The sequence below is a fragment of the Streptomyces sp. NPDC002773 genome, from assembly GCF_040295605.1.
Taxonomy (GTDB): domain Bacteria; phylum Actinomycetota; class Actinomycetes; order Streptomycetales; family Streptomycetaceae; genus Streptomyces.
This window is the reverse complement of the sequence record NZ_JBEOVO010000016.1, coordinates 75,407-102,405: the sequence shown is the minus strand read 5'-3', so window position 1 is coordinate 102,405 and position 26,999 is coordinate 75,407. Positions and strand designations below refer to the sequence as shown.

Below are 26,999 nucleotides of genomic sequence, written 5' to 3'. Positions count from 1 at the left end.
ACGTCGTCTTGTCATGCACCTGCTGTATCCCCACTGCAGCGCACCGCCACATCAGGAGGACCCCCCACATGTCAGTGATGCGTGACTCACGCCGCCGAGTCGCCACCGCCGCGGCCATAGCCGTCGCCGCCGTCGCCCTCGGCTCCCTCTCCACCCTCCCCGCCGTCGCCTCGCCGGCGGCCCCGGAGGGCGTCATCGAGAACGCAGGAGCCGAAGGCACCATCGCGGGCAGCTACATCGTCACCCTCGAGGAGTCGGCCCAGGCCGAGACCGCGGAGGGCCGCGCGGTCGCCGCCGAGTACGGCGCGAAGATCAAGAAGACGTACACCGCGGCGCTCAACGGCTACAACGTCGAGCTCTCCGAGGCGCAGGCGAAGAAGCTCGCCGCCGACCCCGCGGTCAAGTCCGTCGTGCAGAACCGCGTCTTCAAGATCAACGGCACCCAGCCCTCCCCGCCGTCCTGGGGCCTGGACCGGATCGACCAGCGGGGCCTCCCGCTGAACCAGAGCTACACCTACCCGGACACCGCGGGCCAGGGCGTCACGGCGTACATCATCGACACCGGTGTACGGATCTCCCACAGCGACTTCGGCGGCCGCGCCTTCAACGGCTTCGACGCCGTCGACAACGACAACGTCGCCCAGGACGGCAACGGCCACGGCACCCACGTCGCCGGCACCGTCGCGGGCACCGCCCACGGCGTCGCCAAGAAGGCCAAGATCGTCGGCGTCCGCGTGCTCGACAACAACGGCTCCGGCACCACCGCCGGCGTCGTCGCCGGCATCGACTGGGTGACCCGGAACGCCGTCAAGCCGGCCGTCGCCAACATGAGCCTCGGCGGAGGCGTCGACTCCACCCTCGACACCGCCGTCCGCAACTCGATCGCGTCCGGTGTCACGTACGCCGTCGCCGCCGGCAACAGCAACGCCAACGCGTCGAACTACTCCCCGGCCCGCGTGTCCGAGGCGCTCACGGTCGGCTCCACGACCAGCACCGACGCCCGCTCCAGCTTCTCGAACTACGGCGCCGTCGTGGACATCTTCGCCCCGGGCTCGTCCATCACCTCGGCGTGGAACACCGGCGACACCGCCACCAACTCGATCTCCGGCACGTCGATGGCGGCCCCGCACGTCGCCGGCGCGGCCGCGCTGTACCTCGGGAACAACCCGACCGCCACCCCCGCCCAGGTGGGCACCGCGCTGGTGAACGCCGCCACGCCGAACGTGGTGACCAACCCGGGCACCGGCTCCCCGAACCGCCTCCTGTACGTCGGTGACGGCGGCACCACCCCGCCGCCCGGCAAGAAGTTCGAGAACACCGCCGACTACGCCATCGCCGACAACGCGACCGTCGAGTCCCCGGTCACCGTCAGCGGCGTCACCGGCAACGCCCCCTCCGCCCTCCAGGTGCCGGTGAACATCGTCCACACCTACATCGGTGACCTCCAGGTCCAGCTGATCGCCCCCGACGGCTCGGCGTACACCCTGAAGGCCTTCGGTACCGGTGGCAGCGCGGACAACATCAACACCACGTACACGGTGAACGCCTCCTCGGAGGTCGCCAACGGCACGTGGAAGCTGCGGGTCACGGACAACGCGAACGCCGACACCGGCAAGATCGACACCTGGGCCCTGCAGTTCTGAGGTCCTGGCTCGAAGCTCGCCGAACCTGTCTGAACTCCGCTGAACTCCGCTGAACCTCGCGGGACGCGGATGAGGGGCGGTCGCCTACGGGCGGCCGCCCCTTCCGTCCGTCGGCCCCGCCTGTCCGGCCCGCCGCCCCTCCACGTACGATGCGCGACCGATCGTTTGTTCGCGTCGCCGCCCGCAACAGGAGCCCGTACCCGTGGAGCCGACCCAGCCGCCCCCGCCGCCCCCCTCACCCCAGGGAGGCCCGCAGCAGGGGGGATGGCCCGCCCCGGGCCCGTACACCTCCCCCGGGATGCCGTACGCGCCCGGCCCCTACTCCGGGGGGCCCGGAGCGCCCGGAGCCGCCCCGTACGGTCTGCCGCCCCGGCGCACCACCAACGGATTCGCCGTCGCCTCCCTCATCGCCGGCATCGTCTGCTGCCTGCCGCCCCTCGGCCTGATCCTCGGCCTCGTCGCCCTCCCGCAGATCAGGAAGCGGGACCAGGCGGGCAAGGGCCTCGCGGTCTCCGGCATCGTGCTCTCCGCCGTCAGCAGTCTGCTGCTCGTGATCGGCCTCGCCACCGGAGGCGTCGGTTCGGCCTGGAGCAGCTTCAAGGAGGGCTTCGAGGAGGGCATGGACGAGGCCTCCCGCTCGAAGTCGCCCTTCTCGCTGCGGACCGGGCAGTGCTTCGGCGACGACGGCAAGCTGGAGGAGGAGTACGCCGACGAGGTCACGATCGTCGACTGCGAGCGCCCGCACGACGGCGAGGTCACCGGCGGTTTCAAACTCACCGGCATCGACAAGTGGCCCGGCGAGGACGCGATCGAGAAGATCGCGGAGCAGCGCTGCGAGACGATCAACGCCGACTACGCCCTGGACACCTGGGCCGTGCCGCAGCACTTCGGGCTCTACTTCTACCTGCCGAGCAGGGAGAGCTGGCGCCTCGGCGACCGGACGGTGACCTGCGCGTACGCCACCGAGAAGAAACCCTTCAGCGGCTCGGTGCGCTCCGACGCGACCACTCTCACCCTCGACCAGGAGCACTTCCTGAGGACCGTCAACCCGATCGAGACGGTCACCCAGCGGGAGCCGGAGGACGACCCGGACGAGGACTTCGCCGGCAACAAGGCGTGGTCGGGGGAGATGCTCGCGGCGATCGACGAGGCGCGGGCGGACCTCGGGGACCACTCCTGGAGCGGCCTGCCCAAGGCCCCGGTCGAGAAGCTCCGCACGGAGCTCGGCGCGGCCTCGAAGCTGTGGCGCGAGCTGGCGACGGCGGCCGACGCGGACGCCTACTGGGAGGCGTACGACACGGCCTGGGAGGCGCTGCCCGACACCGCGGCCGCGCGAACCGCACTCGGCCTGACGGACACCCTCCCGGAGGGCGAGGGGACTTCGGCCTGAGGGGCGGGCTGCGGGGTGTGTACGCGAGCGGGGCCGGGGCTCCCTCGGGAGGCCCGGCCCCGTCGTCTGCGGACCGGAGCGGTGGCCGGGGGAGCGGCGGCCCGTGACCGACCGCCGCTCCCGGCGGCGCACCGCGCGCGGCGTGCCCGGCCCGCGGTTCAGGGGCCCCGGCCGCCGCGCGGGCGGCCGGGGCGGGGGCGTCAGCGCCGGGTCAGGCCCCGGTCGATCGCGGTGATCAGCTCACCGTCCGGGGTGTCCCCGTCGAGCGACCAGACCATCGCGCCGCCGAGTCCGCGGTGCCGGACGTAGGAGGCCTTGGTGCGCAGCACGGTCGGGTCGTCGTAGGTCCACAGGGTGGTGCCGTCGAAGAGCCAGGCGTGGCCGTTCCCGTGTGCCCGGTACAGCTTGTACGTCCCCGATTCCGCCAGCTTCTTCAGGTGCTTGTAGTCCTCGGAGCCGGCCGCCCAGGTCGCGGGTGCGGGACCGGCCGCGGGCTGCCCGAGGCCGTCGCCGCCACCGGTGACACCGGTCCAGCCCTGGCCGTAGAACGGCATGCCCACCACGAGCTTGTGGGCGGGCGCCCCGCGCCGCAGCCAGTCCCTGACGGTCTGGTCGACGCTGAAGTCGTTCTTGGCGAAGAGCGCGGACTGCTGTGCGGTGGTCTTCTCGCCGGAGACGTGGAAGTCGTAACCCTGGAGGTTCACGAAGTCGAAGTCCCGCATGATCTTGGGGACTTCGAAGCCCGCGTCGATCTTGGCGGGCGCGGTGGGCACGTACGCGCTGAGTTCGAAGTGCTTGCGCTTCGGCAGCGAGCGCCCGTACGCGTCGAGCTGGGTGCGGAACTCCCTCACCAGCTTGGTGAAGTTGGGCTTGTCCTCGGGGCGGATGACGTTCCCGGGGGCGCCCTCCGAACCCGGCCACTCCCAGTCCAGGTCGACGCCGTCGAAGACTCCGGCGGCCGCTCCGGCGCCGCCCCGGGCGCCGTCGACGGGGAGGTCGCCCTTGATGTACGTGTCGACGCAGGAGGCGACGAGCGCCTTGCGGCCGGCCTCCGTGCGCACCGCGTCGGAGAAGTGCGCGGAACCGCTCCAGCCGCCCAGCGAGATCATGACCTTGAGGCCGGGGTTCTTCGCCTTGAGCTCGCGCAGTTCGTTGAAGTTCCCGGCCAGCCGCTGGTCGGCGGTGTCGCCGACCCCGTCCACGGAGGTCGCGGCGTCGACGGGGCGTACGTAGTCGGCCCAGGGGTCGGAGCCGGGGGCGTTGCCCATGAGGCACTTGCCGTCCGGGCCGATCACACCGAAGGCGTAGTTGACGTGGCTGAGCTTGGCGGCCGTGCCGCTCGTCTCCAGGTCCTTGACCTGGAAGTTCCGTCCGTAGATGCCCCATTGGGTGAAGTAGCCGATGCGCTTCAGCTCGGGCTTGTGCCCGGAGGGCTGGTGCGCGCCGGCGGTGGGGGCCAGGGTGGCGAGGAGGCCGAGAGTGGCCGCGGCGGCCGCACCGAAGGTCAGCTTGGTCATGGCTCTGGGACGCATGGGCTCGTTCCTGTGCGAGGCGGGATGGCGCGTGCGGGAGGGAGCGTGCGGTGGGGAGCGTGCGGGGCGTGCAGGGCGTGCAGGCAGGAACGTATTGGTCTGGACCAATGCGGGTCAAGGGGTTCGACGCCATCTCGTCGAGGTGACCGCCGGTAGCAAGGTTTGCCGAGGGTCTGTCATCACTTCGAGTGAAACTTTGGCCCATGCTTGCGGATGGCGACCGTCGGTTGTCAGGCTGTAGCTGTCAGTCAACCTGAGGGGAGTGTCCCAGTGACGTTCGGTGAGCAGCCCGCCTATCTGCGCGTGGCGAGCGATCTGAGGGAGAAGATCGCCAACGGCTCGCTTCCGCCGCATACCCGTCTCCCCTCGCAGGCACGCATCCGCGAGGAGTACGGGGTGTCGGACACCGTCGCGCTGGAGGCCCGCAAGGTACTCATGGCCGAGGGGCTCGTGGAGGGCCGCTCGGGCTCGGGCACGTATGTACGGGAGCGTCCGGTGCCGCGCCCGATCGCCCGCTCCGGCTACCGCCCCGCGTCCGGCGCGAGCCCCTTCCGCCAGGAGCAGGCGGCCGAGGGCGCCCGGGGCACCTGGGAGTCCGGGAGCGAGCAGGAACCGGCGAGCGCCGAGGTGGCCGAGCGGCTCGGGATCGAGCCGGGGGAGCGCGTGATGCGCACGCGGTACGTGTACCGGGACGGCGGTGAGCCCATGATGGTCGCCACCTCCTGGGAGCCGCTCGCCGTCACCGGCCGGACGCCGGTGATGCTGCCCGAGGAGGGCCCGCTGGGCGGCTGCGGAGTCGTCGAGCGGATGGCGGCCATCGAGGTGGTCGTGGACAACGTGGTGGAGGAGGTCGGGGCCCGGCCGGGCCTCGCCGAGGAACTCCTGGCGCTCGGCGGGGTGCCCGGCCACGTGGTGATGGTCGTGGAGCGGACGTACTACGCCTCGGGGCGGGCCGTCGAGACCGCGGACGTCGTCGTCCCCGCCGACCGCTACCGCCTCTCGTACCACCTGCCGGTCCGCTGAACGCCCGGCGCCAGCCACCCGTTCGGCGGCCGACTGCCACCAACTGACGGGCCGCCACCTCCCCAGCCCACGCGGCAGCCGCGCCCGTGCCTGTGCCCGCGCCAGCGCCTCGCGGCCCGGTGGCGCCGCCCGTCGGCATGCCATCGACCGGTCCAGGGCGCGAGCTTCGGCCGCCCTCCGTCGCTTCCCGGCCGATCCGTATCTCTTTGTGCAATTCCGTATCCGCTGTGTGAAGGTCAGGCGTAAGCTCCGGCATATGCGCATTGCGGTTTCCCGGAGATCCATCGCGGCGCCCGGACCGGCGGAGGGAGAAGCCTGATGACCGACAGCGGCCCCGACCTCGCCTGGCTCGTCATTCGGCAGGACGACAACGGCAACCGCTACCGCGTGGGGCGGTACGCGACCGAGGGCGAAGCACAGAAGGTCGCGGACAGCCTCGACGACCGCGGCCACAAGCAGCTCTACTGGATCGAGCGCATCGGCAGCCCCGCCCTCTGACCCCGGCGGCCGCCGACCGCACCGGGCTACGCTCACGCCCATGACGGAACGCACCACCGACCCCGCCGTGCCCCCCGTGGTCGTCGTCGCCGGCGCCCTGTACGACCAGGGGCGGCTGCTCGCGGCGCGCCGCAGCGCCCCCGCCGAGCTGGCCGGCCGCTGGGAGCTGCCGGGCGGCAAGCTCGAACCGGGCGAGAGCCCCGAAGAGGCCCTGGTCCGCGAGCTCCGCGAGGAGCTCGGCGTCGAGGTCGAGCCGGGCGAACGCATCCCCGGCGAGTGGCCCCTGAAGCCCGGATACGTCCTCCGGGTGTGGACCGCCCGCCTGCTCTCCGGCGAACCGCGCCCGCTGGAGGACCACGACGCACTCCGCTGGCTCTCCCGGTCCGAGCTGGACTCCGTCGACTGGCTCGACGAGGACCGCCCCGCCGTCGCCGAGGCCGCACGGCGGCTCCCGGGGCTTCCGGGCCTCCCGGACGCACCCGAAGTGGGAGCGCGCGGCTGACTCCCTACGCCGTTCGTGCCACCGTGCGCCCGCTGCTGCGCCCAGCGCGATATCCCGCCCCATATTCCGGGTATGTCCAGATTGACCCGTTGGAAGTGGACGTGGGCCTTCCTGCTGACGCACGGCTGGGGAAGTGATCGGGTGTGATCGACACCGACGGCGACCGCGCCGAGTGGAACTTCCCGGCGGAGGCCAACGCCGTGCGCACGGCCCGCCATGCCGTGCGCGAGACCCTGCGGGCGTGGGAGCTCGACACGGCCCTCGGCGATGTGACCGTCCTGCTGGTCAGCGAGCTGGTGACCAACTCCCTGCGGTACGCCTCCGGCCCGATCGGGGTCCGTCTGGTCCGCCCCCGTCCCGAGGGCGCCGACCCGGCCCACCCGCCCGCACTGCTCGTGGAGGTTTCCGATCCGCTTCCGGATCCGCCGACCGCACGGGCCCCGGGACCCGAGGACGAAGGGGGCCGAGGCCTCGGTCTGGTGGCCTGCTCCGCCCGCCGCTGGGGCACCCGTAAGGGAAGGGCCGGCAAAACCGTATGGTTCGAGCTGGCTCTCCCTGGTGAGTAAACAGGGTGGGACAACGATCACCTGTACTCGGCGCGAGGCGAACGAGACCACCCTGTGATCGTGAACGTCGTGCCGTCGGGGCCTGCCGTATTGAATACTGCGGGCATGGCCGGTCCGGTGCGGTGAGCTGGAGGGGACGGTCGCGTGAGCGAGATACCTGAGCAGGCGAGCGGCGGCGTCGTGTGGCAGAGCAGCCCGCCCGGCTCCATCTATGACTACATCCGGGTGGCCTCCTTCTCGATAGGGCCCGACGGCCTCGTCGAGCAGTGGAGCCGACGGGCCGTGGACCTCTTCGGAGTGACCGCCGAGGAGGCCAGGGGCAAGGACCCCGTCGAGGCCTTCATGCCCGCCGACCTGCGCGAGCGCGGCCACCGGAGAGTCAGGGAGATCCTCGACGGCAAGGAGTGGACAGGTCTCGTCCCCTTCCGGATCCCGGGCGAGGACCGGCCCCACGGCATCGCCGAGATGTACGTCATGCCGAGCGAGACGCAGGCCGGGGAACGGGCCGCGCTCTGCATCGTCGTCGACGTCCGCGCGCTGCGCCGCATCGAGACCGACCTCGCCGCCTCCCAGGCGATATTCGGCCAATCCCCCTTCGGGTTTCTCCTCTTCGGCACGGACCTCACCGTGAAGCGGGCCAACCGCCGCTTCGCCACCGTCTTCGGCGGCTCCGCCGACGACCACCGCGGCCGGACCGTCCACGACTACCTCAACCGGCCCGAGGCCGACCGGATGACCGCCGCCCTCCGCAGCGTCCTGGAGACCGGCGAGTCCGTCACCGACTTCGAGATCGTCGGCGCCGCCCCCGGTGCGCGGGACCGCCGCCACTGGTCCATCAACCTCTACCGGGTGCACAGCGGCTCCGGCCGCCCCATCGGCGTCGCGGGCCTCGGCATCGACGTCACCCGCCGCCACAACGCCGCCAGGGAAGCGGCCAGCGCCCGCCGCAACCTGGCACTCCTCAACGAGGCGGGCGCCCGCATAGGCAACTCCCTCGACCTCGAGGCCACCGCCCGCGAACTGCTCGACGTCGCCGTCCCCGGCTTCTGCGACCTCGCCTCCGTCGACCTCTACCAGGGCCTCCTCACCGGCGACGAGGCACCGCCCGGCCGCTGGGGAAGCTCCCACGACGTCGGCTACGGCGCCGGAAGCGCCGAACTCCGCAGGGTCGCCGTCGCCAGCGCCGTATCCGACACCCCCCTCCGAACCACCGAGGGGCACGGACCCGGCAGCGGCTGTTGCGGGCCCGAACCGATCGAGCTCGGCGCCGTCCACCGCTACCCCTTCAACTCGCCCTGCGCGGGAGCCCTGCGCACCGGCCGGCTCCGGACCGTGCCGGGCGCCGACGGCGACCTCGTCCAGTCCACCCTGGTCGTCCCGATGGTCGCCCACGACACCGTCGTCGGCCTCGTCCAGTTCTCCCGCGCCAAGGGCAGCGAGTACTTCGGGGAACGCGACCGGGCCCTCGCCGTCGAACTCGCCGCCCGCGCCGCCGTCTGCATCGACAACGCGCGCCTCTACCGCCGCGAGCACGAACGGGCCCTGATCCTCCAGCGCAGTCTGCTCCCGCCCGGCGACCCCGAGGCCGCCGGACTCGACATCGCCTGCCGCTACCTCCCCGGCACCACCGCCACCGAGGTCGGCGGCGACTGGTTCGACGTCATCGAACTCCCCGGCCACCGCACCGCCCTCGTCATCGGGGACGTCATGGGCCGGGGCCTGCGCGCCGCCGTCGCCATGGGCGAACTGCGCACCGCCGTCCGCACCCTCGCCCAGCTCGACCTGGAGCCGGCCGAGGTCCTCTCCCACCTCGACGAGATCGCCCGCGGCCTCGGCGCCCCCATCGGCGCCCAGCAGTCCAGGAGCCACAAGTCCCGCGGCCCCGAGCTCTCCGAGGTCTACCTCGCCACCTGCGTCTACGCCGTCTACGACCCGGTCACCCGCCGCTGCACCTTCGCCAACGCCGGGCACCTCCCACCGGTCCTCGTCGAACCCGGCGAGGAAGCACGGCTGCTCGACGTACCCCCCGGAATGCCGCTCGGGGTCGGCGGCGAACCCTTCGAGGAGGTCGAGGTCGAACTGCCGGAAGGCGCCCTCCTCGCCCTCTACACCGACGGGCTCGTCGAGTCCCGCGACCACCCCCTCGACGAGGGCCTGAGCGCCTTCCAGCGCGCCCTCACCGACCAGACCCGTCCCCTGGAGGACGTCTGCGACCGGGTCCTGACCACCCTGGAGACCGGGCACGGCGAGGACGACATCGCCCTCCTCATGGCCAGGATCCAGGGACTGCCCGCCGAGGCGGTCGGCGACTGGCGGCTGCCCAGGGAACCCCGCTCGGTCGGCCGGGCCCGGGAGCTCGCCCGCACCCAGCTGGCGGCCTGGGGCCTCGAACCGCTCGTCGACACCGTCGAACTCCTCGTCAGCGAACTCGTCACCAACGCGCTGCGCTACGGCGAGGGAGAGATCCGGCTGCGGCTGCTCCGCGACCGCACCCTCGTCTGCGAGGTCTGGGACGCCGGTCTGGTGCAGCCCCGGCGCCGCCGGGCCAAGGACACCGACGAAGGCGGCCGCGGCCTCCAGCTCGTCGGGCTGCTCAGCTCCTCCTGGGGCTCGCGGCGCACCCCGCGCGGCAAGACCGTCTGGTTCGAACTGGCCCTCCCGGACGGCGAGGGGGCGGCGGAACCCACGGTAGAACAGCTTCTCAGCATGTTCTAGAACCCTGTCGATCAGCCTTTGAGCGCGGCCAGCCGGGCCTCGATCTCGGCGCTGTCGCCCAGCGCGTCCAGCTGCTCGAACTGCGCGTCCAGGGAGGAGGCGGCGAGCTCCTGCTTGCCCATCGCCCGCGCTTCCTCCCGGCGCACCTTGTCCTCGAACCGGCTCAGCTCGCTGGTCGGGTCGAGCACGTCGATGTTCTTCACGGCGTCCAACATCGTGTTCTGCGCCTGCGCCGACTTGGCGCGGGCCACCAGCTCGTCCCGCTTCGCCTGCAACTCGCCGAGCTTGGCCCTCATCTGGTCCAGGCCCGTCCTGAGCTTGGACACGACCTCGGTCTGCGCGGCGATCGTCGGCTCCGCCGTCGTCGCCTCCTTCTCCGACTGGAGCTGGCGGCCGAGCGCCACCTTCGCCAGGTTGTCGAAGCGGTCCGCCTCCGCCGTCTGCCCGCCGCCCCGCAGCTCGTCGGCCTTCCGGCTGGCGGCCAGCGCCTTCCCGCCCCACTCCTTCGCCGCCGCCACGTCCTCCTGATGGTCCTGCTCCATCAGCCGGAGGTTGCCGATGGTCGAGGCCACCGCCTCCTCCGCCTCCGCGATGTTGTTCGAGTAGTCGCGGATCAGCTGGTCCAGCATCTTCTGCGGATCCTCCGCCTGGTCCAGCAGGGCGTTGATGTTGGCCTTCGCCAGCTGGGTGACCCGGCCGAGAATGGTCTGCTTGGTCATCGCACTTCTCCTTGAGAGGGACAGAAAAGGAGAGGACACGGCTCGCGCCGCCCTCAGAACCGGCCGCCGCCCCCCAGCCGGCCGCGTGTGCCGCTGCCACCGAAGCTGCCGGGCCCGCCGCCGAAGCCTCCGCCCCCGAAACCCCCGCCCGAACCTCCACCGAACCCCCCATGTCCGCCTCCCCTTCCCCCGCCGAACAGTCCGCCGAGGATGATGCCGCCGAGCACCGCACCGCCGAGCCCGCCGCCACCGCTTCCTCCTACTCCTGGTACACCGCCCAGGCCGTTCGGGTTCCCATAGGTCCGCACGTCCTGCTCGGCGATGTCCTGGGCCCGCTGGGCCAGGGCGTCCGCCTGCTGCGCCTCCGCGAGGGCCGACTGCGGGTCGTCGGCCTCGGCGAGCGCATGCGCTTTCTCCCAGCGGCGCCGGGCCTCGGCAAGCCGCGTACGGGCCTCGCTGCCCACCGCGCCCCGATGGGTGGCGATGTAGTCCGCGGCCGCCCCGATCGCCGAACGGGCCGTCAACATCGCCTGATCGAGGAGCGCACGGGCGCGCCGACTGCCGGATTCGCGCTCCCGTGCGCCCTCCAGTGCCTCGTCGAGCGCCGTGTCGGCCTCCTCGACCCGGCGCAGGGCGCCGATCGGGTCGTACCGCCCGACCTCCATCACGCGCCGCACCTCCGCGACCACCGACTCGGCACGGGCGATCCGGCCCTGGAGATCCGCCGTGGGCACCCCTTCGGCGGTCCCCTTCAACAGGCCCCGGGCGTCCGCCAGGTCCGCGTCCGTCTCCGACAGCGCGCCCGGCAGCCTGCCGACCGCCTCGGCCAGCTCCTGCGCCCGCCGGTCCACGGCCTCGATCAGCCGGGCCGCCTGGCCCACCGCGCCCTCGGCGGCCCGGATGTGCACGGCGGCCCCGCCGTTGTCCCCGGCGTCGATCTGCCGGCGGGCCAGGTCGACATGGGTCGTCGCGAAGACGAGCCGGTCCGCGGCCTGTTCGACGTCGCCCACGACGGGCGCGGCGGCCGTCTCCGCGTACCGCTCGCGCATCGCCGTCAGGGCGGCCTCGGCCATGCCCATCCGTCCGGTCTGCTCCCGGAAGGCGGCCTCGACCGAGTCCAGCGCCTGGGGCGCGGTCCGCTCCAGGGCCCGGAGCCGGTCGAAGTCCTCGCTCTCGGCGTCGAGGCGCGCGTTCGCCTCCGCGCAGCGGCGCAGGATCTCGTCCAGCATGGTCCGGCGGGTCGAGTCGTCCTCGGGGAAGGCGTCGTCGAGCTTCTGCCGCAGCCGGAACGACGCCGTCAGCTGCTCCTCGGCGAAGGCGACCGCCTCGGTGAAGGGCCGTACGGCCTCCTCACCGAACTGGGCGGAGGCGAATCCGAGTTCCTCCTGGCTGGTGCGTACGGCGTCGTCCGTGTCGACCAGCGTCCGCCGGGCCTGCCCGTCGATCTCGTCGAGGGAAGGCGGCGCGGGCTCCTTCGGCGCGCCCCAGCCCTGGCCGCCCTGCGGTGTGGTGCGGGTCTCGGTCCGGCGGCGCCGTTTGAGGTACGCGTACGCCCCCACGGCCCCGGCGCCGCCGACGAGGACCAGCGGCAGGATCAGATCGCTCCCCGAGGTGCCGCCGTCGGCGGCGCCGCCCGGGTCGGCGGGCCCTGGGGTGAGTGCCGGGACCGGGATGGGCTGTCCGGCGAGGACGGCGGTGTATCCGTCGGCGGCGCCGATGGCAGCGCCCGCCCAGTCGTTCTGCCGGAGCGCCGGTTCGATCGCCGTCCGGGCCACCTCGTCGAGCTGGGCCTGGGTGAAACGGGACCCCGGATCGGTCGAGTAGCCGTACTGGCGGTCGTGGGTGGCGACGGCGAGCAGGACGTCGTCGAGCCCGAGACCGTTGCGTTCCGCCGTGGCGTCGGCCCAGGTCTGGCCCGAACGGCCGGAGAAGTCCCGTACGTAGACGACGAAGAGCTGGACCCGCCGGGCGTCGTAGAGCCGGTCGAGGGCCTGGTGCACGGCGGTGCGGCGGTCGCCGAGGGCGTCCACCCGGTCGGTGATCAGCCCGTCCCGGGACAGGACGACGGGGTCGTCGGCGTGGGCACCGTGAACGGCGGGCACGAGGAGCCACCACGCCGCCACCAGTACCGCGAGAAGGGCTCGGGTGGCTTTTCGCGTCACAAAAGGGAGGCTATGTCCGCGTATGACGCTTCGCGACCGGGCGGCCGGTGCCGTACGGAAGCCTGTACCCAAGCCCGTACCGAAGCCGCCCGTACGAAACCGTTCGAGCCCGTTCGGCGTCACTGTCAGTAGCCACCGTTACGGTGTGAGGCGGTGGTACCAGTGACACGACGGCTCTTGGGGGGCTCGGGTGAGTGGACGGCTGAGGAGTATGTGGCGGCGGGGGCGCTGGTTCGTGTTCGGTCTCGTCCTCGTCCTCGTGGTGCCCCCGCTGTTCAGCGCGCTCGCCCTGCGCGTCAACTACGCGGGGGACCTCAGGGAGGACGCGCGGACCCGGGGCAAGGACGCCATCTGGCTGGGCCACGCCTGGGTCGACGGGCGGAAGAAGGACGCCGACCTCGCCGCGTTCGCCGAGCGGATCAAGGGCACGGGCATACGCGACCTGTACGTCCACGCGGGACCCCTGGAGCACGACGGGACCCTGCCCGCCGCCCGGTACCCCCGGGCGAAGTGGCTGGTCGAAGCCGTGCACCGCACGATGCCCGGGATACGGGTGCAGGCCTGGCTCGGCGACGTCCTGGCCACCGAGGGGCCGGACGGACTGCACCTGGAGAAGGCCGAGTCCCGGGCGGCCGTGGTCACCTCGGCCCGGCAGATCCTGGACACCGGCTTCGACGGCGTCCACTTCGACCTGGAGCCGCTGCTGTCCGACGACGCCCATTACCTCTCCCTCCTCGACGACCTCGGGAAGCTGACCCGGGCGCGGAAGGCACCGCTCTCGGTCGCCGCCCACCAGATCGACCCGCTGCCCGGCCTGCACTCGGTGAACGGCGCGCTGAGCGGCAGCGAGAAGTGGTGGTCGCAGGAGTTCTTCGGAGAGGTCGCCAGGCGCGTCGACCAGATAGCCGTCATGTCGTACGACACGTGGATGCCGATGGAGAGCCTCTACGGCGGGTACGTCGCCCAGCAGACCAGCCTCGCCCTCGAAGTGACCCCGGAGTCGACCGACCTCCTGATGGGGCTCCCCTTCTTCCACGAGAACGACCTCGGCCACCACGAGAACGCGGAGACCGTCGAGGCGGCCGTCCGGGGCACCAGACTCGGCCTCGGCCGCACCGACCCCGGCCGCGAACGGTTCGGCGTCGCGCTGTACGTCGACTTCGCCGCCGAGGAGGGCGACTGGGCCGCCTACCGCGCCGGCTGGCACTGAGGCCGGCCGCCGGGCACGGGCGCGGCACCGGTCAGGAGGAGGACCGCCGTCTGATCGTGGCGCCCAGCCACACGAGCGGGTCGAACTTCCGGTCCACGACCCGCTCCTTCAGCGGGATCAGGGCGTTGTCGGTGATGCGGATGGACTCGGGGCACACCTCCGTACAGCACTTGGTGATGTTGCAGTAGCCGAGCCCGTGCTCCTCCTGCGCCGTCCGCCGCCGGTCGACCCCGGCCTCCTCCGCCGCGTCCAGCGGGTGCATGTCGAGCTCCGCGATCCGCATGAGGAAGCGGGGCCCGGCGAAGGCCTCCTTGTTCTCCTCGTGGTCGCGCACCACATGACAGGTGTCCTGGCACAGGAAGCACTCGATGCACTTCCGGAACTCCTGCGAGCGTTCCACGTCCTCCTGCCGCATCCGGTACGCGCCGGGCTCGACCCCGGGCGGTGGGACGAAGGCCGGGATCTCCCGGGCCTTCGCGTAGTTGAAGGACACGTCAGTGACCAGGTCGCGGATGACGGGGAAGGCGCGCATCGGGGTCACCGTGACCACCTCGTCCCGCCCGAAGACCGACATCCGGGTCATGCAGAGCAGCCGCGGCCTGCCGTTGATCTCGGCCGAGCACGAACCGCATTTGCCCGCCTTGCAGTTCCAGCGCACCGCGAGATCGGGCGTCTGGGTGGCCTGGAGCCGGTGGACGATGTCGAGGACGACCTCGCCGTCGTGCACCTCCACCGTGTAGTCGGTCAGTTCCCCGCCGTCGGCGTCGCCCCGCCAGATCCGGAACCTCGCGTCGTACGTCGTCATGACCCCAGCTCCTCCTCGGCGAGGTACTTGGCCAGCTCCGCCGGCTCGAACAGGGCGAGCAGGTCGGGGCGGACGGGCTCGGTGCGGACCCGTTCGAGCCCGATGCCGTCGCCCTCGATGCGGCACAGCAGGTTCACCGGGCGCCAGGCGCGGTCCATCCCCGGACAGTCCTCCCGGGTGTGCCCACCCCGGGACTCGGTGCGTTCCAGCGCGGCGCGGGCCACGCACTCACCGACGAGCAGCATGTTGCGCAGGTCGAGGGCGAGGTGCCAGCCGGGGTTGAACTGCCGGTGGCCCTCGACCACGATCCGCCGGGCCCGTTCCCGCAGGGCGGCGATCCGCTCCAGGGCCTCGGCCATCTCGCCCTCCCGCCGGATGATCCCGACGAGGTCGTTCATCGTCTGCTGGAGCTCCTGGTGGAGCGTGTACGGGTTCTCGGGAGCGTGTCCGTCGGGCCCGCCCCCGCCGTCGCCCGCACCGCCGGACCCGCCGAACGGAGCCAGCGCCTCCGCCGCCGCGGCCTCGACGTCCACCGTCGCGACCGCGCCGGCCGCACTGCCGGCCCCCGACAGCGCGTACTGCGCCGCGTACAGACCGGCCCGCCGTCCGAAGACCAGCAGGTCGGAGAGGGAGTTCCCGCCGAGCCGGTTGGAGCCGTGCATGCCGCCCGCGACCTCACCGGCGGCGAAGAGACCCGGCACACCCACCGTCGCCGCCGTCTCCGACTCGACGGCGACCCCGCCCATCACGTAGTGGCAGGTCGGCCCCACCTCCATGGCCTCCGCCGTGATGTCGACATCGGCAAGCTCCTTGAACTGGTGGTACATCGAGGGCAGCCGCCGCTTGATCACCTCGGCCGGCATCCGGGTCGACACGTCGAGGAACACCCCGCCGTGCGGGGACCCGCGCCCGGCCTTCACCTCGGCGTTGATCGCACGGGCCACCTCGTCGCGCGGCAGCAGCTCGGGCGGGCGGCGGTTGTGGTCGGGGTCCTCGTACCAGCGGTCGCCCTCCTCCTCCGTCTCCGCGTACTTGTCCTTGAAGACGTCCGGGACGTAGTCGAACATGAAGCGCCGGCCGTCGGAGTTGCGCAGCACCCCGCCGTCGCCCCGTACGGACTCGGTGACGAGGATGCCCTTCACGGACGGCGGCCAGACCATGCCGGTCGGATGGAACTGCACGAACTCCATGTTCGTCAGGGGCGCCCCCGCGAGCAGGGCGAGCGCGTGGCCGTCGCCCGTGTACTCCCACGAGTTCGACGTCACCTTGAAGGACTTGCCGATGCCGCCGGTCGCGAGGACGACCGAGGGCGCCTCCAGGACGAGGAAGCGCCCGCTCTCCCGCTCGTAGCAGAACACCCCGGCGACCTTGCCGTCCGCGTCCTTCAGGACACGCGTGACGGTGAACTCCTGGAAGACCTTCAGGCGTGCCTCGTGGTCCCCGCTCTCGCGGTGGTCCTCCTGCTGGAGGCCCACGGTCTTCTGCTGGAGGGTGCGGAGCAGTTCGAGGCCGGTCCGGTCGCCGACGTGCGCGAGCCTCGGGTACTCGTGGCCGCCGAAGTTCCGCTGGGAGATCCGGCCGTCCGGCGTGCGGTCGAAGAGCGCGCCCCAGGCCTCCAGCTCCCAGACCCGCTCGGGGGCCTCCTGGGCGTGCAGCTCGGCCATCCGCCACTGGTTGAGGAACTTCCCGCCGCGCATGGTGTCGCGGAAGTGCGTCTTCCAGTCGTCCTGCGGATGGACGTTGGCCATGGACGCGGCGATGCCGCCCTCGGCCATCACGGTGTGCGCCTTGCCGAAGAGGGACTTGCAGATCACCGCCGTACGGGCGCCCGCGCGGCGCGCCTCGATCGCGGCCCGCAGCCCGGCGCCGCCCGCGCCGACCACGACCACGTCCCACTGCTCTCGCTCGACGTGCGTCATCTCAGAAGAACCTCGGGTCGTCGAAGGTGCCGGTGGCGAGCAGGTACACGTACAGGTCGCAGAGGGCGACGCTGACCAGCGACGCCCAGGCGAGGAGCATGTGCCGGGCGTTCAGCCGGCCCGCCCAGGTCCACAGCCGGTAGCGGACCGGATGCTTCGAGAAGTGCTTGAGCCGGCCGCCGACGATGTGCCGGCAGGAGTGGCAGGACAGGGTGTACGCCCAGATGAGGGCGATGTTGACGAGGAAGAGAGCCGTCCCGAGCCCCGCGTGGCCCCAGGCGTAGTCGGCGTTCCGGAAGGTGAGGGCGGTGTCGTACGTGAGGATTCCGGCCACCGGCAGCGCCGCGTAGAAGAAGTACCGGTGGAGGTTCTGCAGGAGCAGCGGGAAACGGGTCTCGCCGGTGTACGTCCGGTGCGGCTCGGCGACCGCGCAGGCCGGGGGAGCGGCCCAGAACCCTCGGTAGTAGGCCTTCCGGTAGTAGTAGCAGGTGAGCCGGAAGCCCAGCGGGAAGACCAGGATCAGCAGGGCGGGCGAGAGCCCCCACCAACTGCCGAAGATCTCCCAGTTCGGGCCGCCCCTCATGGGGACGCAGTTCTCCGCCAGGCAGGGCGAGTAGAACGGCGAGACGTAGGGGGCGGCGTAGTAGTCGGCGTTGGCGAACGCCCGCCAGGTGGAGTACGCCACGAAGGCGAGCAGTCCGGCGGCGGTGGCCGCGGGGGAGAGCCACCACCGGTCGGTGCGCAGATGGCGGGCGGCGATGGCGGCGCGGCCGGGGGAGTGGACCCCCGTCACGGCGCCCGGGGGTTCCGTACCTGTGGCCAACAGGCCCTCCTACGGTCGGTTGCCGGTACGTCCTGAGGCGCCGCCGCGTCCGGGGGCGGCCGGTACGTCCTACGGCGCGTGGCGGTCGCGTGCTCCGAGCCCCTCGTCGTCCGTGTCCGTCCACAGCCCGCTGTCGTACGGGGCGTCGGGGATGGTCACCACGTTCTCGGCGCGCCCGGAGGCCGGGGGTACGCCGTACTCCGCCGTGACGGACCGCTCCAGCTGTCCGACCGTGCGGACCAGGTCTTCGAGGCAGCGCCAGACGGCCGCCAGATCGTCCTGAACGGACATGGGTTGCCCTCACTTCCGCGAGCGGCTTCGGCAGGAGTGTCGCGCGTCACATCCCGCATGGGAAGCCATGTGCACGGGATTCCACTCGTCCGGAGCGCTCCTGCCCCGGCGGGTTGGGCCGCACGAGTGGCGTTTTCCGGACGTGCCGCCGTGTCGCCGTGGCCGGATCCGCTCCGTCCTTTTCAGTGTATGAGCAATAGGTGTGATCATCTCCAAATGGAATGAATCTGGACGAAGGGGTACAAGTCATGTCCCAGATCGGCGCCCCTCGCGGGAGGACATGCTCCAGGAGCCCCCGCTCCCGCACGCTCCGCTCCGTCGCCACCCTGACCAGCGCCGTCCTCGCCGTCACCGTCCTCGCCGGGTGCAGCTCCGGCGACGAGAGCGACGGGGTCCCGGCCGCGGCCCAGGACAACGCGCCCGCGGCGCGCGACAAGGTCGCCGACGGAGGCACCGTGCGCTGGGCCGTCGACGCGCTGCCCACCACCTTCAACACCTTCCAGGCCGACGCCGACGGCACCACCTCCCGCATCGCCGGGGCCGTGCTCCCCTCCCTCTACACGCTCGACGAGCGGGGCAGGCCGCAGCGGAACGCCGACTACCTGGAGTCCGCGCAGGTCGTCGAGACGGAGCCCAAGCAGGTCGTCCTCTACAAGCTCAACCAGCAGGCGGTGTGGAGCGACGGACGCGAGATCGGGGCGCCCGACTTCGTCGCCCAGTGGCGGGCGCTGAGCGGCCGCGACACCGCGTACTGGACCGCCCGCAACTCCGGCTACGAGCGGATCGAGAAGATCGAGCGGGGCAAGAACGACCTGGAGGTACGGGTCACCTTCTCCAAGCCCTACGCCGACTGGCAGTCCCTCTTCACCCCTCTCTACCCGAAGCAGGTGATGGGCTCCCCGAACTCCTTCAACGACGGGGCCCGCACCACCCTCAAGGCCACCGCAGGACCGTTCCTGCTGAAGACGATCGACCGCAAGAACGGCGACGTCACCCTCACCCGCAACCCCCGCTGGTGGGGCCAGCCCGCCAAGCTCGACTCCCTCGTCCTCAAGGCCGTCCCCCGCGCCGACCGGGCGGACGCCCTCGCCGCCGGCACCCTCGACCTGGCCGAGATCGACCGGTCCACCGCCGAGCGGATCGCCCTCGCGCTCCGGGACGCCGCCGCGGGACGGAGCGGCGCCCAGGCGGCCCTCGCCCACGGCCCCGGCTCCTCGATCACCCCCTCCAAGGCCCTGAAGTCCTGGGCACTCGCCCATGGATCCGACGAGGAGAAGGCAGCGGAGGTCCAGGCCGCCCGCGAGGAGAACCAGCAGGCGATCGCCCAGTACGCGAGCGCGCAGGACACCCTCGCGCGGTACGTGGTCCGCAAGTCCCTTGAGCCCGCCTACACCCAGCTCTCCCTGAACGGCGAGTCCGGGCCGCTCGCCGACGAGCGGGTACGGCGAGCGGTGGCCCGTGCCATCAACCGCCAGGAACTCGCCGACTCCGTACTCAAGCCCCTCGGCCTCCCCGCGCACCCTCCCGGCAGCCACCTCGCCCTCGCCGGGCAGGCGGCCTACGCGGACAGCAGCGACGCGCTCGGCGACCAGGACACCGAGGAGGCGCGGGCGCTCCTCGCCGACGCGGGCTGGGTGCCGGGCGGGGCGGCGAAGAAGCCGGCGGGCGCGGGCACCAAGGCGGGCAGCGAGGCGGAGAAGAAGGCCGGGGAGAAGGCCGAGGGCTCCGCCGACGCCAAGAAGAAGGGGAGCGACGCCGCCTCCGACGACGGCCTCTACATCGTCGGCGACGACAAACCGGGCGCCCGCCCGGCGGCTCCCGCCCTCGCCGCCCCCGCCCTCGCCGCTCCCGCCGCCCCCGCCGCCCCCGCGCCGGTCGCCCCCGCTCCCGCCGCCCCCGCACCGGTCGCCCCCGCCCCCGTCATCCGCGCGAACGGTCCCGAGAACGGCACCAACGTCCTTGCCCCGGCCCCCGCCGCCGCCCGCCAGAGCGCCGCGATCCTCGCGCGGGCCGAGGCCCTCGACACCGGTACGGGCTCCGCCGCCCGCGCCGCGCACCCGGCCGACAAGCCCCGCGCCGCCCACCCGGCCGACAAGGGCGTCGCGGGGGCCTACGCCCCGCGCGGCACCGCCGCCCCCGCCGCCGTGCCCGAGGCGAACCGGGCCCTCGGCAAGGACGGCAAGGCGCTCAGCCTCCGCTTCGTCCTGCCGTCCGGCCCCGGCTCCGAGTCGCTGCGCGCGGTCGGTGACCGGATCGTCCGGATGCTCGACGCGGTGGGGATCCGTACCGAGGTCACCAAGGTGTCCGACGACAGCTTCTTCAAGGACCACGTGGCCTCGGGCGACTACGACCTGGCGCTGTACTCCTGGCCCGCCTCCGCCTTCCCGGCGACCGACGCCCGGCCGATCTTCGCCAAGCCGGAGCCGGCCTCGGACGGCTCCCTCCTGGTCGAGCAGAACTACTCGCGGGTCGGCACCGACCGTATCGACCAGTTGTTCGATCAGGCGGCGGGGACGCTCGACGAGGAGGAGGCCCGCGAGCTCGTCCGCCAGGCCGACGCCCGGATCTGGGCCGCCGCCGGCTCCATCCCCCTCTACCAGCGGCCGCAGCTCGTCGCCGCCAAGGCCGATCTGGTGAACGCCGGAGCCTGGGGTCTGGCCGGTCCTCGCTACCAGGACATCGGCTATAAGAAGCCCGAAAGCGCCAACGGCACGGAACGAAACCGCTGAAAGCTCTGAAAGCGCAGGTCACAACCTCAGAAGCAGCTCAATTTCCTTGCCCGCCGGTGATCCCGGCGGGCAGGATCGCGACGGCCCCTTGACCCGGCCGTCCACTGTCACTCCGCAGTCGCTCGCAGCTCTCCGCAGTCTCTCCCCCGCACGTGCACCGCCGTCGTACCGATGTCGTACCTCCGTCGCGCCGCACCCCGGGCGCGACGCGGGGGCCCGACGCGGAACCGCCGTGAAACCCCCCAGTAGACCCTCTCGGAACCGGCCGGGGAAGCCCGTTGCGTGGCAGCCCCGTACCATAGGACATAGCCGTGGCGCGTCCGCCCGGCGGGCGTACGAGGAACTGACGCCGCATCCCACGATCCGAGAGAAGCGCAAGCACCCATGCCCACGCGCCACGACATCCGTAACGTCGCCATCGTCGCCCACGTCGACCACGGCAAGACGACCATCGTCGACGCCATGCTCAAGCAGGCCGGTGCCTTCGCCGCCCACCAGCAGCTCGACGACCGCATGATGGACTCGAACGACCTGGAGCGTGAGAAGGGCATCACGATCCTCGCCAAGAACACGGCGGTGAAGTATCACCCCAAGGACGGCGGGGCCCCGATCACGATCAACATCATCGACACCCCCGGCCACGCCGACTTCGGTGGCGAGGTCGAGCGCGGTCTGTCGATGGTGGACGCGGTCGTCCTCCTCGTGGACGCCTCCGAGGGTCCGCTCCCGCAGACCCGCTTCGTGCTGCGCAAGGCCCTCCAGCAGCGCAAGCCCGTCATCCTCTGCATCAACAAGACGGACCGCCCGGACTCCCGGATCGACGAGGTCGTCAACGAGACCTACGACCTCTTCCTCGACCTGGACGCCGACGAGGACCAGATCGAGTTCCCGATCGTCTACGCCTGCGGCCGTGACGGCGTCGCCTCGCTGACCAAGCCGGAGAACGGCACGGTCCCCGCGGACAGCGACAGCCTGGAGCCGTTCTTCTCCGCCATCCTGGAGCACGTCCCGGCCCCGGTGTACGACGAGGAGGCCCCGCTCCAGGCCCACGTCACCAACCTGGACGCCGACAACTTCCTCGGCCGCATCGCGCTGCTCCGCGTCGAGCAGGGCGAGCTGCGCAAGGGCCAGACGGTCGCGTGGATCAAGCGGGACGGCACGATCTCCAACGTCCGCATCACCGAGCTGATGATGACCGAGGCGCTCACCCGCAAGCCCGCCGAGGTCGCGGGCCCCGGTGACATCTGCGCCGTCGCCGGTATCCCCGACATCATGATCGGCGAGACGCTGGCCGACCCGGAGAACCCGATCGCGCTGCCGCTGATCACGGTCGACCAGCCGGCGATCTCCATGACCATCGGTACGAACACCTCGCCGCTCGTCGGCCGCGGTGGCACCGGCAAGGGCGCGGACGCCAAGGCCGCGGTCAAGCAGCGCAAGGTCACCGCCCGCCAGGTCAAGGACCGGCTGGACCGCGAGCTCATCGGTAACGTCTCGCTCCGCGTCCTCGACACCGAGCGCCCGGACGCCTGGGAGGTCCAGGGCCGTGGTGAGCTCGCGCTCGCCATCCTGGTCGAGCAGATGCGCCGCGAGGGCTTCGAGCTGACCATCGGCAAGCCGCAGGTCGTCACGAAGCTGGTCGACGGCAAGGTCCACGAGCCGGTCGAGCGCCTCACGGTCGACGTCCCCGAGGAGCACATGGGCGCCGTCACGCAGCTCATGGGTGTCCGCAAGGGCCGCATGGACAACATGTCGAACCACGGCTCCGGCTGGGTCCGCATGGAGTTCGTCGTTCCGTCCCGTGGCCTCATCGGCTTCCGCACGGAGTTCCTCACCAACACCCGCGGTACGGGCATCGCCCACTCGATCCACGAGGGCCACGAGCCGTGGTTCGGCACGCTGACGACCCGTAACAACGGTTCGCTGGTCGCCGACCGCGCCGGCGCCGTCACCGCCTTCGCGATGACGAACCTCCAGGAGCGCGGCGTCCTGTTCACCGACCCCGGCACCGAGGTGTACGAGGGCATGATCGTCGGCGAGAACTCGCGCTCCGACGACATGGACGTGAACATCACCAAGGAGAAGAAGCTCACCAACATGCGCTCCTCCTCGGCCGACTCCTTCGAGGCGATCGTCCCGCCGCGGAAGCTCTCCCTCGAGCAGTCCCTGGAGTTCTGCCGCGACGACGAGTGCGTCGAGGTCACCCCGGAGGCCGTGCGCATCCGCAAGGTGATCCTGGACCAGAACGCGCGCGGCCGTGCCTCCTCCCGCGCCAAGAACGGCTGAGTCGGGCGCATACGGCCGAGGGCGGCGGGGTAGGTCACGGGCCTGTGATCTTCGCCGCTCTCGACTGACGTGACGTCAGCACCAGAGCCCGGACCCCCACAGACACCTGTGGGGGTCCGGGCTTTTCGTCAAGTTGCGTCAAGTTCCGTCAACTCGATTTCGGAGGCCGGGTGTCCGCATATCGGCCATCGCTCTCCGGTACGTGTGTTAACGGTCCGTTTCGGGGGTGTCTGTCTGTGCTCAGTTTGTCCGGATTTCGGTATCTGAGGCCATGGTGATGTTGTCAAAACGAGACCACTTAAGTGTGGTTTACGGCCCGGACGTACTTAATAGTTGGCTCCATTGAGCTCGGGTCAATGGGTCACGCACTGTGGGGAGTGCCGACTCACGAGCACACTCGGGGCACTTGAGTCCAAAGCCGTCAGGGGTGTCGGCAGAACTCGGAGTGCCCCTCTTGTAGTGACAAAAGTGGACTCATGAGGAGGAACCCATGCGCGGTGCCAAGAGCGCCAAGTGGGTAACGGGCGCGATCATCGTTGCCCTTGCTGCGACCGCCTGTGGCGGGGGTAAGAGCGACGGCGGCGACGCCAAGGGCGCTGTTGACCCGAACGGAATCTTCTCCGTTGAGCTGGGCGAGCCTGAGAAGCCCCTGCTCACCGGTGACACGATGGAGTCCAACGGCTCCGCCGTGATGGCCGGCCTGTTCTCGACCCTGGTCGACTACAAGGCTGACGGCTCGCTGGAGATGATCAACGCCGAGTCGGTCACCACGACGGACTCGAAGACCTGGACCGTCAAGCTCAAGCCGGGCTGGACCTTCCACGACGGCACCCCGGTGACCTCGAAGTCCTACGTGGACGCGTGGAACTGGAACGCCAACGTCAAGAACGCCCAGGGCCTCTCGTCCTGGTTCGCGGACATCAAGGGCTTCGACAAGGTCCACCCCGAGGCCGAGGGCGCCAAGCCCACCGCCGACAAGCTGGACGGTCTGACCGTCGTCGACGAGAACACCTTCAAGATCGAGCTCACGAAGGCCGTTCCGTACTTCGGTCACAAGCTCGCCTACATCGTCTTCGCGCCGCTGGCGGAGTCCTTCTACAAGGACCCGGTCGCGGGCGGCAAGAAGCCGGTCGGCAACGGTCCCTACAAGTTCAAGAGCTGGGACCACAAGAAGAAGATCGAGATCACTCGATACGACGCCTACAAGGGCCCGAACAAGGCGAAGAACGGCGGTGTGGTCTTCAAGAACTACACCACCCTCGAAGCCGCGTACGAGGACCTGAAGTCCGGCAACGTCGACGTCCTGCGTCAGATCGCGCCGAAGGACCTCCCGGTCTACCGCCAGGACCTCGGCGACCGCGCCGTGGACCAGGCGTACTCCGCGATCCAGACGATGGCCATCGCCTTCTACGCCGACCAGTGGAAGAAGCCGAAGCAGATCGACCCGCGCGTCATCCAGGGTCTGTCGATGGGCATCGACCGCGCCACCATCACCAAGACGGTGCTGCAGGGTACGCGTGAGCCCGCGACCGGCTGGGTCGCCAAGGGCGTCCTGGGCTTCCAGGAGGACGGTGGCGCCGGCGTCACCAAGTTCGACCCGGCGAAGGCCAAGGAGCTCATCAAGGCCGGCGGCGGCGTCCCCGGCAACAAGATCTCCATCCAGTTCAACGCCGACGGTGGCCACAAGGAGTGGGTGGACGCTGTCTGCAACTCCATCACCCAGGCCACGTCCGTCCAGTGCGTCGGCGACGGCAAGCCGGACTTCCAGGCCGACCTGACCGCTCGTAAGACCAAGCAGGTCAAGTCGATCTACCGCTCCGGCTGGGTGCTGGACTACCCGGTGAACGCCAACTTCATCTCGGACCTGTTCCGCACGGGTGCGGCGGGCAACCAGGGTGACTTCTCCAACAAGGAGCTGGACGCCAAGATCGCCAAGGCGGACTCCGCGGCGACGCTGGACGACTCGGTGAAGCAGTTCCAGGCCATCGAGAAGGACCTGGTCAACTACATGCCGTCCATCCCGCTCTGGTACTACAAGGTCAACGCGGGCTACTCCGAGAAGGTTTCGGGCGTGGCTTACGGTCAGGACGGCGACCCGATCCTGACCGGCGTCGAGGTCCACAAGTAAACCCGAACGTAGTCCGCACGCCGTCACGGGACTGACGGATCGTCAGTCCCGTCTCGGTGCCTTACGCAGTGGCTGGGGGGCCCTTCCACGACCTCGCCGTGCCCGGAAACGGGCCGGCCCGTCGCGGGAGGGCCCTCGGCTGCGGCCGTCACATCTCAACGGAGGCATGATGGGGCGCTATGTCGCACGACGACTGCTCCAGATGATCCCGGTCTTTTTCGGGACAACCCTGCTGATCTTCCTCATGGTCTACAGCCTGCCCGGTGACCCCGTGGCCGGACTGTTCGGCGACAAGGGCGCTTCGCCCGCCACCATCGCGGAGATCAGACACAAGCTCGGTCTCGATCAGCACATCCTGAAGCAGTACTGGGACTACATCACCGGGATCCTCTTCCACTTCGACTTCGGGACGCAGCTCCGCAACGACCGCCCCGTCACCGAAGTGCTGGGGGACGCGTTCCCCGTCACGCTGCAACTCGCAGCGCTCGCCTTCGCCGTCGAGCTGATCTTCGGCATCGGCCTCGGCGTCATCGCCGGTCTCCGGGCCGGCCGACTGGCCGACAACGCGGTCCTGATCTTCACGCTGCTGATCATCTCGATCCCGGTCTTCGTGCTCGGCTTCATCATCAAGATGGTGTTCGCCTTCCAGCTCGGCTGGATCGAACCGCTCGTCAGCAACGACCAGCTGCTGTCCGAGATGATCGCTCCGGCCATCGTCCTCGGTGGTCTCTCCCTCGCCTACGTGGCGCGGCTCACCCGCACCTCGATGGCGGAGAACCTCCGCGCCGACTACATGCGCACGGCCGTCGCCAAGGGTCTGCCGAGGCGCCGCGTCATCGGCGTCCACCTCATGCGTAACTCCATGATTCCGGTCGTCACCTTCCTCGGCACCGACATCGGCGCCCTCATGGGCGGCGCGGTCGTCACCGAAGGCATCTTCAACGTCAAGGGTGTCGGTGGCCTGATCTACGAGTCGATCACCCGGCGCGAGGGGACCACCCTCGTCGGTCTCGTCACGATCCTGGTGGTCGTCTACCTCATCACCAGCCTGCTCATCGACCTGCTGTACGCGGTCCTGGACCCGAGGATCCGGTATGCCTGACGTGACCAAGACCGCGACCGCGGCAGCGACCGATGACGCCGTCGCCACCCCCTCGGTGGACGTGGCCGACATCAAGGGCGAGAAGGCGCGCAGCCTCTGGGGCGACGCCTGGAGCGACCTGCGCCGCAACCCGTACTTCATCGTGTCGTCGGTGCTCATCTTCTTCCTGCTGCTGATCGCCGCCTTCCCGGGGCTGTTCACCAGTGCCTCGCCCACGACCGGTGACCTCGTCAAGCACTACGTGGGCAAGCCCGAGCTCGGCAACATCGGCTCCCCCGGGTGGTTCGGCTACGACATCCAGGGCCGGTCGGTCTACGCCCGAGTGATCTACGGCACGCGCGCCTCGATCATCGTCGGCATCTGCGTCACCCTGATCGTCACCGTCGTCGGCGGCATCACGGGCATGATCGCCGGTTACTTCGGCGGCTGGATCGACGCCCTCATGTCCCGGGTCACCGACATCTTCTTCGGCATCCCGTTCCTCCTCGGCGCCATGGTCGTCCTCCAGGCCTTCGTCGAGCGGACCGTCTGGGTCGTCGTCTTCGCCCTCGCCTTCCTCGGCTGGACGCAGATGGCCCGCGTCATGCGCGGTGCCGTGATCACGGTCAAGCACGCCGACTACGTCCACGCGGCGAAGGCGCTCGGCGCCGGCACCAGCCGGATCCTGTTCCGGCACATCCTGCCGAACGCCATGGCCCCCGTGATCGTCGTCGCGACCATCGCGCTCGGCGGCTACATCTCGGCCGAGGCGACCCTGTCCTACCTGGGACTCGGCCTCGCCTCCCCGACCGTCTCGTGGGGTGTCGACATCTCCGCGGGTGTTCAGGCGATCCGTACGTCGCAGCACATCCTGCTGTACCCGTCGATCATGCTGAGCCTCACCGTTCTGGCGTTCATCATGCTCGGCGAAGCCGTCCGCAACGCCCTCGACCCCAAGCTGCGCTGAGGAGGGCGTA

The 26,999-nt window shown here is 70.8% G+C and carries 20 protein-coding genes; 13 read left to right on the top strand and 7 right to left on the bottom strand.

Going from position 1 to position 26,999, the window contains the following annotated elements; all coding sequences use genetic code 11:
* Positions 1-68 precede the first annotated feature (68 nt).
* Entirely contained in the window at positions 69-1,643 is a 1,575-nt protein-coding gene (locus tag ABT034_RS20650) for a S8 family peptidase (protein WP_351217166.1), read from the top strand.
* Between the two features lie 298 nt (positions 1,644-1,941).
* Positions 1,942-3,033, top strand: a complete 1,092-nt coding sequence (locus tag ABT034_RS20645; RefSeq protein ID WP_351217164.1) for a DUF4190 domain-containing protein — start codon at positions 1,942-1,944, stop codon at positions 3,031-3,033.
* A gap of 200 nt (positions 3,034-3,233) precedes the next feature.
* On the opposite strand, the gene ABT034_RS20640 is transcribed toward ABT034_RS20645, so the two are convergent.
* Positions 3,234-4,565 carry a glycoside hydrolase family 18 protein gene (locus ABT034_RS20640; RefSeq protein ID WP_351217162.1) on the bottom strand — a complete coding sequence of 444 codons (1,332 nt, stop codon included), beginning with the start codon at positions 4,563-4,565 and terminating at the stop codon, positions 3,234-3,236.
* Positions 4,566-4,835: 270 nt separating this feature from the next.
* Here ABT034_RS20640 and ABT034_RS20635 point away from each other — a divergent pair, with 270 nt between their 5' ends.
* The 5 genes from ABT034_RS20635 (at position 4,836) to ABT034_RS20615 (ending at position 9,869) form a co-directional block, all read left to right on the top strand.
* Positions 4,836-5,588 carry a GntR family transcriptional regulator gene (locus ABT034_RS20635; protein WP_351217160.1) on the top strand — a complete coding sequence of 251 codons (753 nt, stop codon included), beginning with the start codon at positions 4,836-4,838 and terminating at the stop codon, positions 5,586-5,588.
* A gap of 318 nt (positions 5,589-5,906) precedes the next feature.
* Complete coding sequence (locus ABT034_RS20630) at positions 5,907-6,086, top strand: SPOR domain-containing protein (RefSeq protein ID WP_351217158.1); 180 nt, start codon at positions 5,907-5,909, stop codon at positions 6,084-6,086.
* A 40-nt stretch (positions 6,087-6,126) separates the two neighbouring features.
* Positions 6,127-6,588, top strand: coding sequence for a (deoxy)nucleoside triphosphate pyrophosphohydrolase (locus ABT034_RS20625; RefSeq protein WP_351217156.1), 462 nt, complete (start codon positions 6,127-6,129; stop codon positions 6,586-6,588).
* A 143-nt stretch (positions 6,589-6,731) separates the two neighbouring features.
* Positions 6,732-7,154, top strand: coding sequence for an ATP-binding protein (locus ABT034_RS20620; RefSeq protein WP_351217154.1), 423 nt, complete (start codon positions 6,732-6,734; stop codon positions 7,152-7,154).
* Between the two features lie 144 nt (positions 7,155-7,298).
* A complete protein-coding gene (locus ABT034_RS20615) occupies positions 7,299-9,869 on the top strand; it encodes a SpoIIE family protein phosphatase (protein ID WP_351217152.1) in 2,571 nt (856 codons plus the stop codon).
* An 11-nt stretch (positions 9,870-9,880) separates the two neighbouring features.
* On the opposite strand, the gene ABT034_RS20610 is transcribed toward ABT034_RS20615, so the two are convergent.
* Both ABT034_RS20610 and ABT034_RS20605 read right to left on the bottom strand, forming a co-directional pair.
* Entirely contained in the window at positions 9,881-10,588 is a 708-nt protein-coding gene (locus tag ABT034_RS20610) for a PspA/IM30 family protein (RefSeq protein WP_351217150.1), read from the bottom strand.
* 53 nt (positions 10,589-10,641) lie between these two features.
* Positions 10,642-12,750: a TPM domain-containing protein gene (locus ABT034_RS20605; RefSeq protein ID WP_351217148.1), complete on the bottom strand. Its 2,109-nt coding sequence runs from the start codon at positions 12,748-12,750 to the stop codon at positions 10,642-10,644.
* A gap of 211 nt (positions 12,751-12,961) precedes the next feature.
* Here ABT034_RS20605 and ABT034_RS20600 point away from each other — a divergent pair, with 211 nt between their 5' ends.
* Complete coding sequence (locus ABT034_RS20600; protein WP_351217146.1) at positions 12,962-13,960, top strand: glycoside hydrolase family 18 protein; 999 nt, start codon at positions 12,962-12,964, stop codon at positions 13,958-13,960.
* 31 nt (positions 13,961-13,991) lie between these two features.
* On the opposite strand, the gene ABT034_RS20595 is transcribed toward ABT034_RS20600, so the two are convergent.
* From ABT034_RS20595 to ABT034_RS20580, 4 genes are all read right to left on the bottom strand, one after another.
* Entirely contained in the window at positions 13,992-14,765 is a 774-nt protein-coding gene (locus ABT034_RS20595) for a succinate dehydrogenase/fumarate reductase iron-sulfur subunit (RefSeq protein WP_351217144.1), read from the bottom strand.
* The gene (locus tag ABT034_RS20590) at positions 14,762-16,684 is read right to left on the bottom strand and encodes a fumarate reductase/succinate dehydrogenase flavoprotein subunit (RefSeq protein ID WP_351217142.1); all 1,923 of its coding nucleotides are present in this window, start codon (positions 16,682-16,684) and stop codon (positions 14,762-14,764) included. The genes ABT034_RS20595 and ABT034_RS20590 overlap by 4 nt, the downstream gene beginning before the upstream one ends.
* Before the next feature lies 1 nt (position 16,685).
* Positions 16,686-17,507: a succinate dehydrogenase subunit SdhC gene (sdhC, locus tag ABT034_RS20585; RefSeq protein WP_351217140.1), complete on the bottom strand. Its 822-nt coding sequence runs from the start codon at positions 17,505-17,507 to the stop codon at positions 16,686-16,688.
* Between the two features lie 69 nt (positions 17,508-17,576).
* Complete coding sequence (locus tag ABT034_RS20580) at positions 17,577-17,798, bottom strand: Rv0250c family protein (RefSeq protein WP_351217138.1); 222 nt, start codon at positions 17,796-17,798, stop codon at positions 17,577-17,579.
* Positions 17,799-18,046: 248 nt separating this feature from the next.
* On the opposite strand from ABT034_RS20580, the gene ABT034_RS20575 reads away from it, so the two are divergent.
* The 5 genes from ABT034_RS20575 to ABT034_RS20555 all read left to right on the top strand — a co-directional run bounded on the left by ABT034_RS20575 (position 18,047) and on the right by ABT034_RS20555 (position 26,989).
* A complete protein-coding gene (locus ABT034_RS20575) occupies positions 18,047-20,527 on the top strand; it encodes an ABC transporter family substrate-binding protein (RefSeq protein WP_351217136.1) in 2,481 nt (826 codons plus the stop codon).
* Positions 20,528-20,911: 384 nt separating this feature from the next.
* Positions 20,912-22,813: a translational GTPase TypA gene (typA, locus tag ABT034_RS20570; protein ID WP_351217134.1), complete on the top strand. Its 1,902-nt coding sequence runs from the start codon at positions 20,912-20,914 to the stop codon at positions 22,811-22,813.
* 490 nt (positions 22,814-23,303) lie between these two features.
* On the top strand, positions 23,304-24,941 hold the full coding sequence (locus ABT034_RS20565) for a peptide ABC transporter substrate-binding protein (RefSeq protein WP_351217132.1): 1,638 nt from the start codon (positions 23,304-23,306) through the stop codon (positions 24,939-24,941).
* Positions 24,942-25,110: 169 nt separating this feature from the next.
* Positions 25,111-26,043, top strand: a complete 933-nt coding sequence (locus tag ABT034_RS20560; RefSeq protein WP_351217278.1) for an ABC transporter permease — start codon at positions 25,111-25,113, stop codon at positions 26,041-26,043.
* Positions 26,036-26,989 (top strand): ABC transporter permease, encoded by a 954-nt coding sequence (locus ABT034_RS20555; protein WP_351217130.1) that lies wholly within the window; start codon positions 26,036-26,038, stop codon positions 26,987-26,989. Before ABT034_RS20560 ends, ABT034_RS20555 begins: the two co-directional genes overlap by 8 nt.
* The last annotated feature ends 10 nt before the right edge of the window (positions 26,990-26,999 follow it).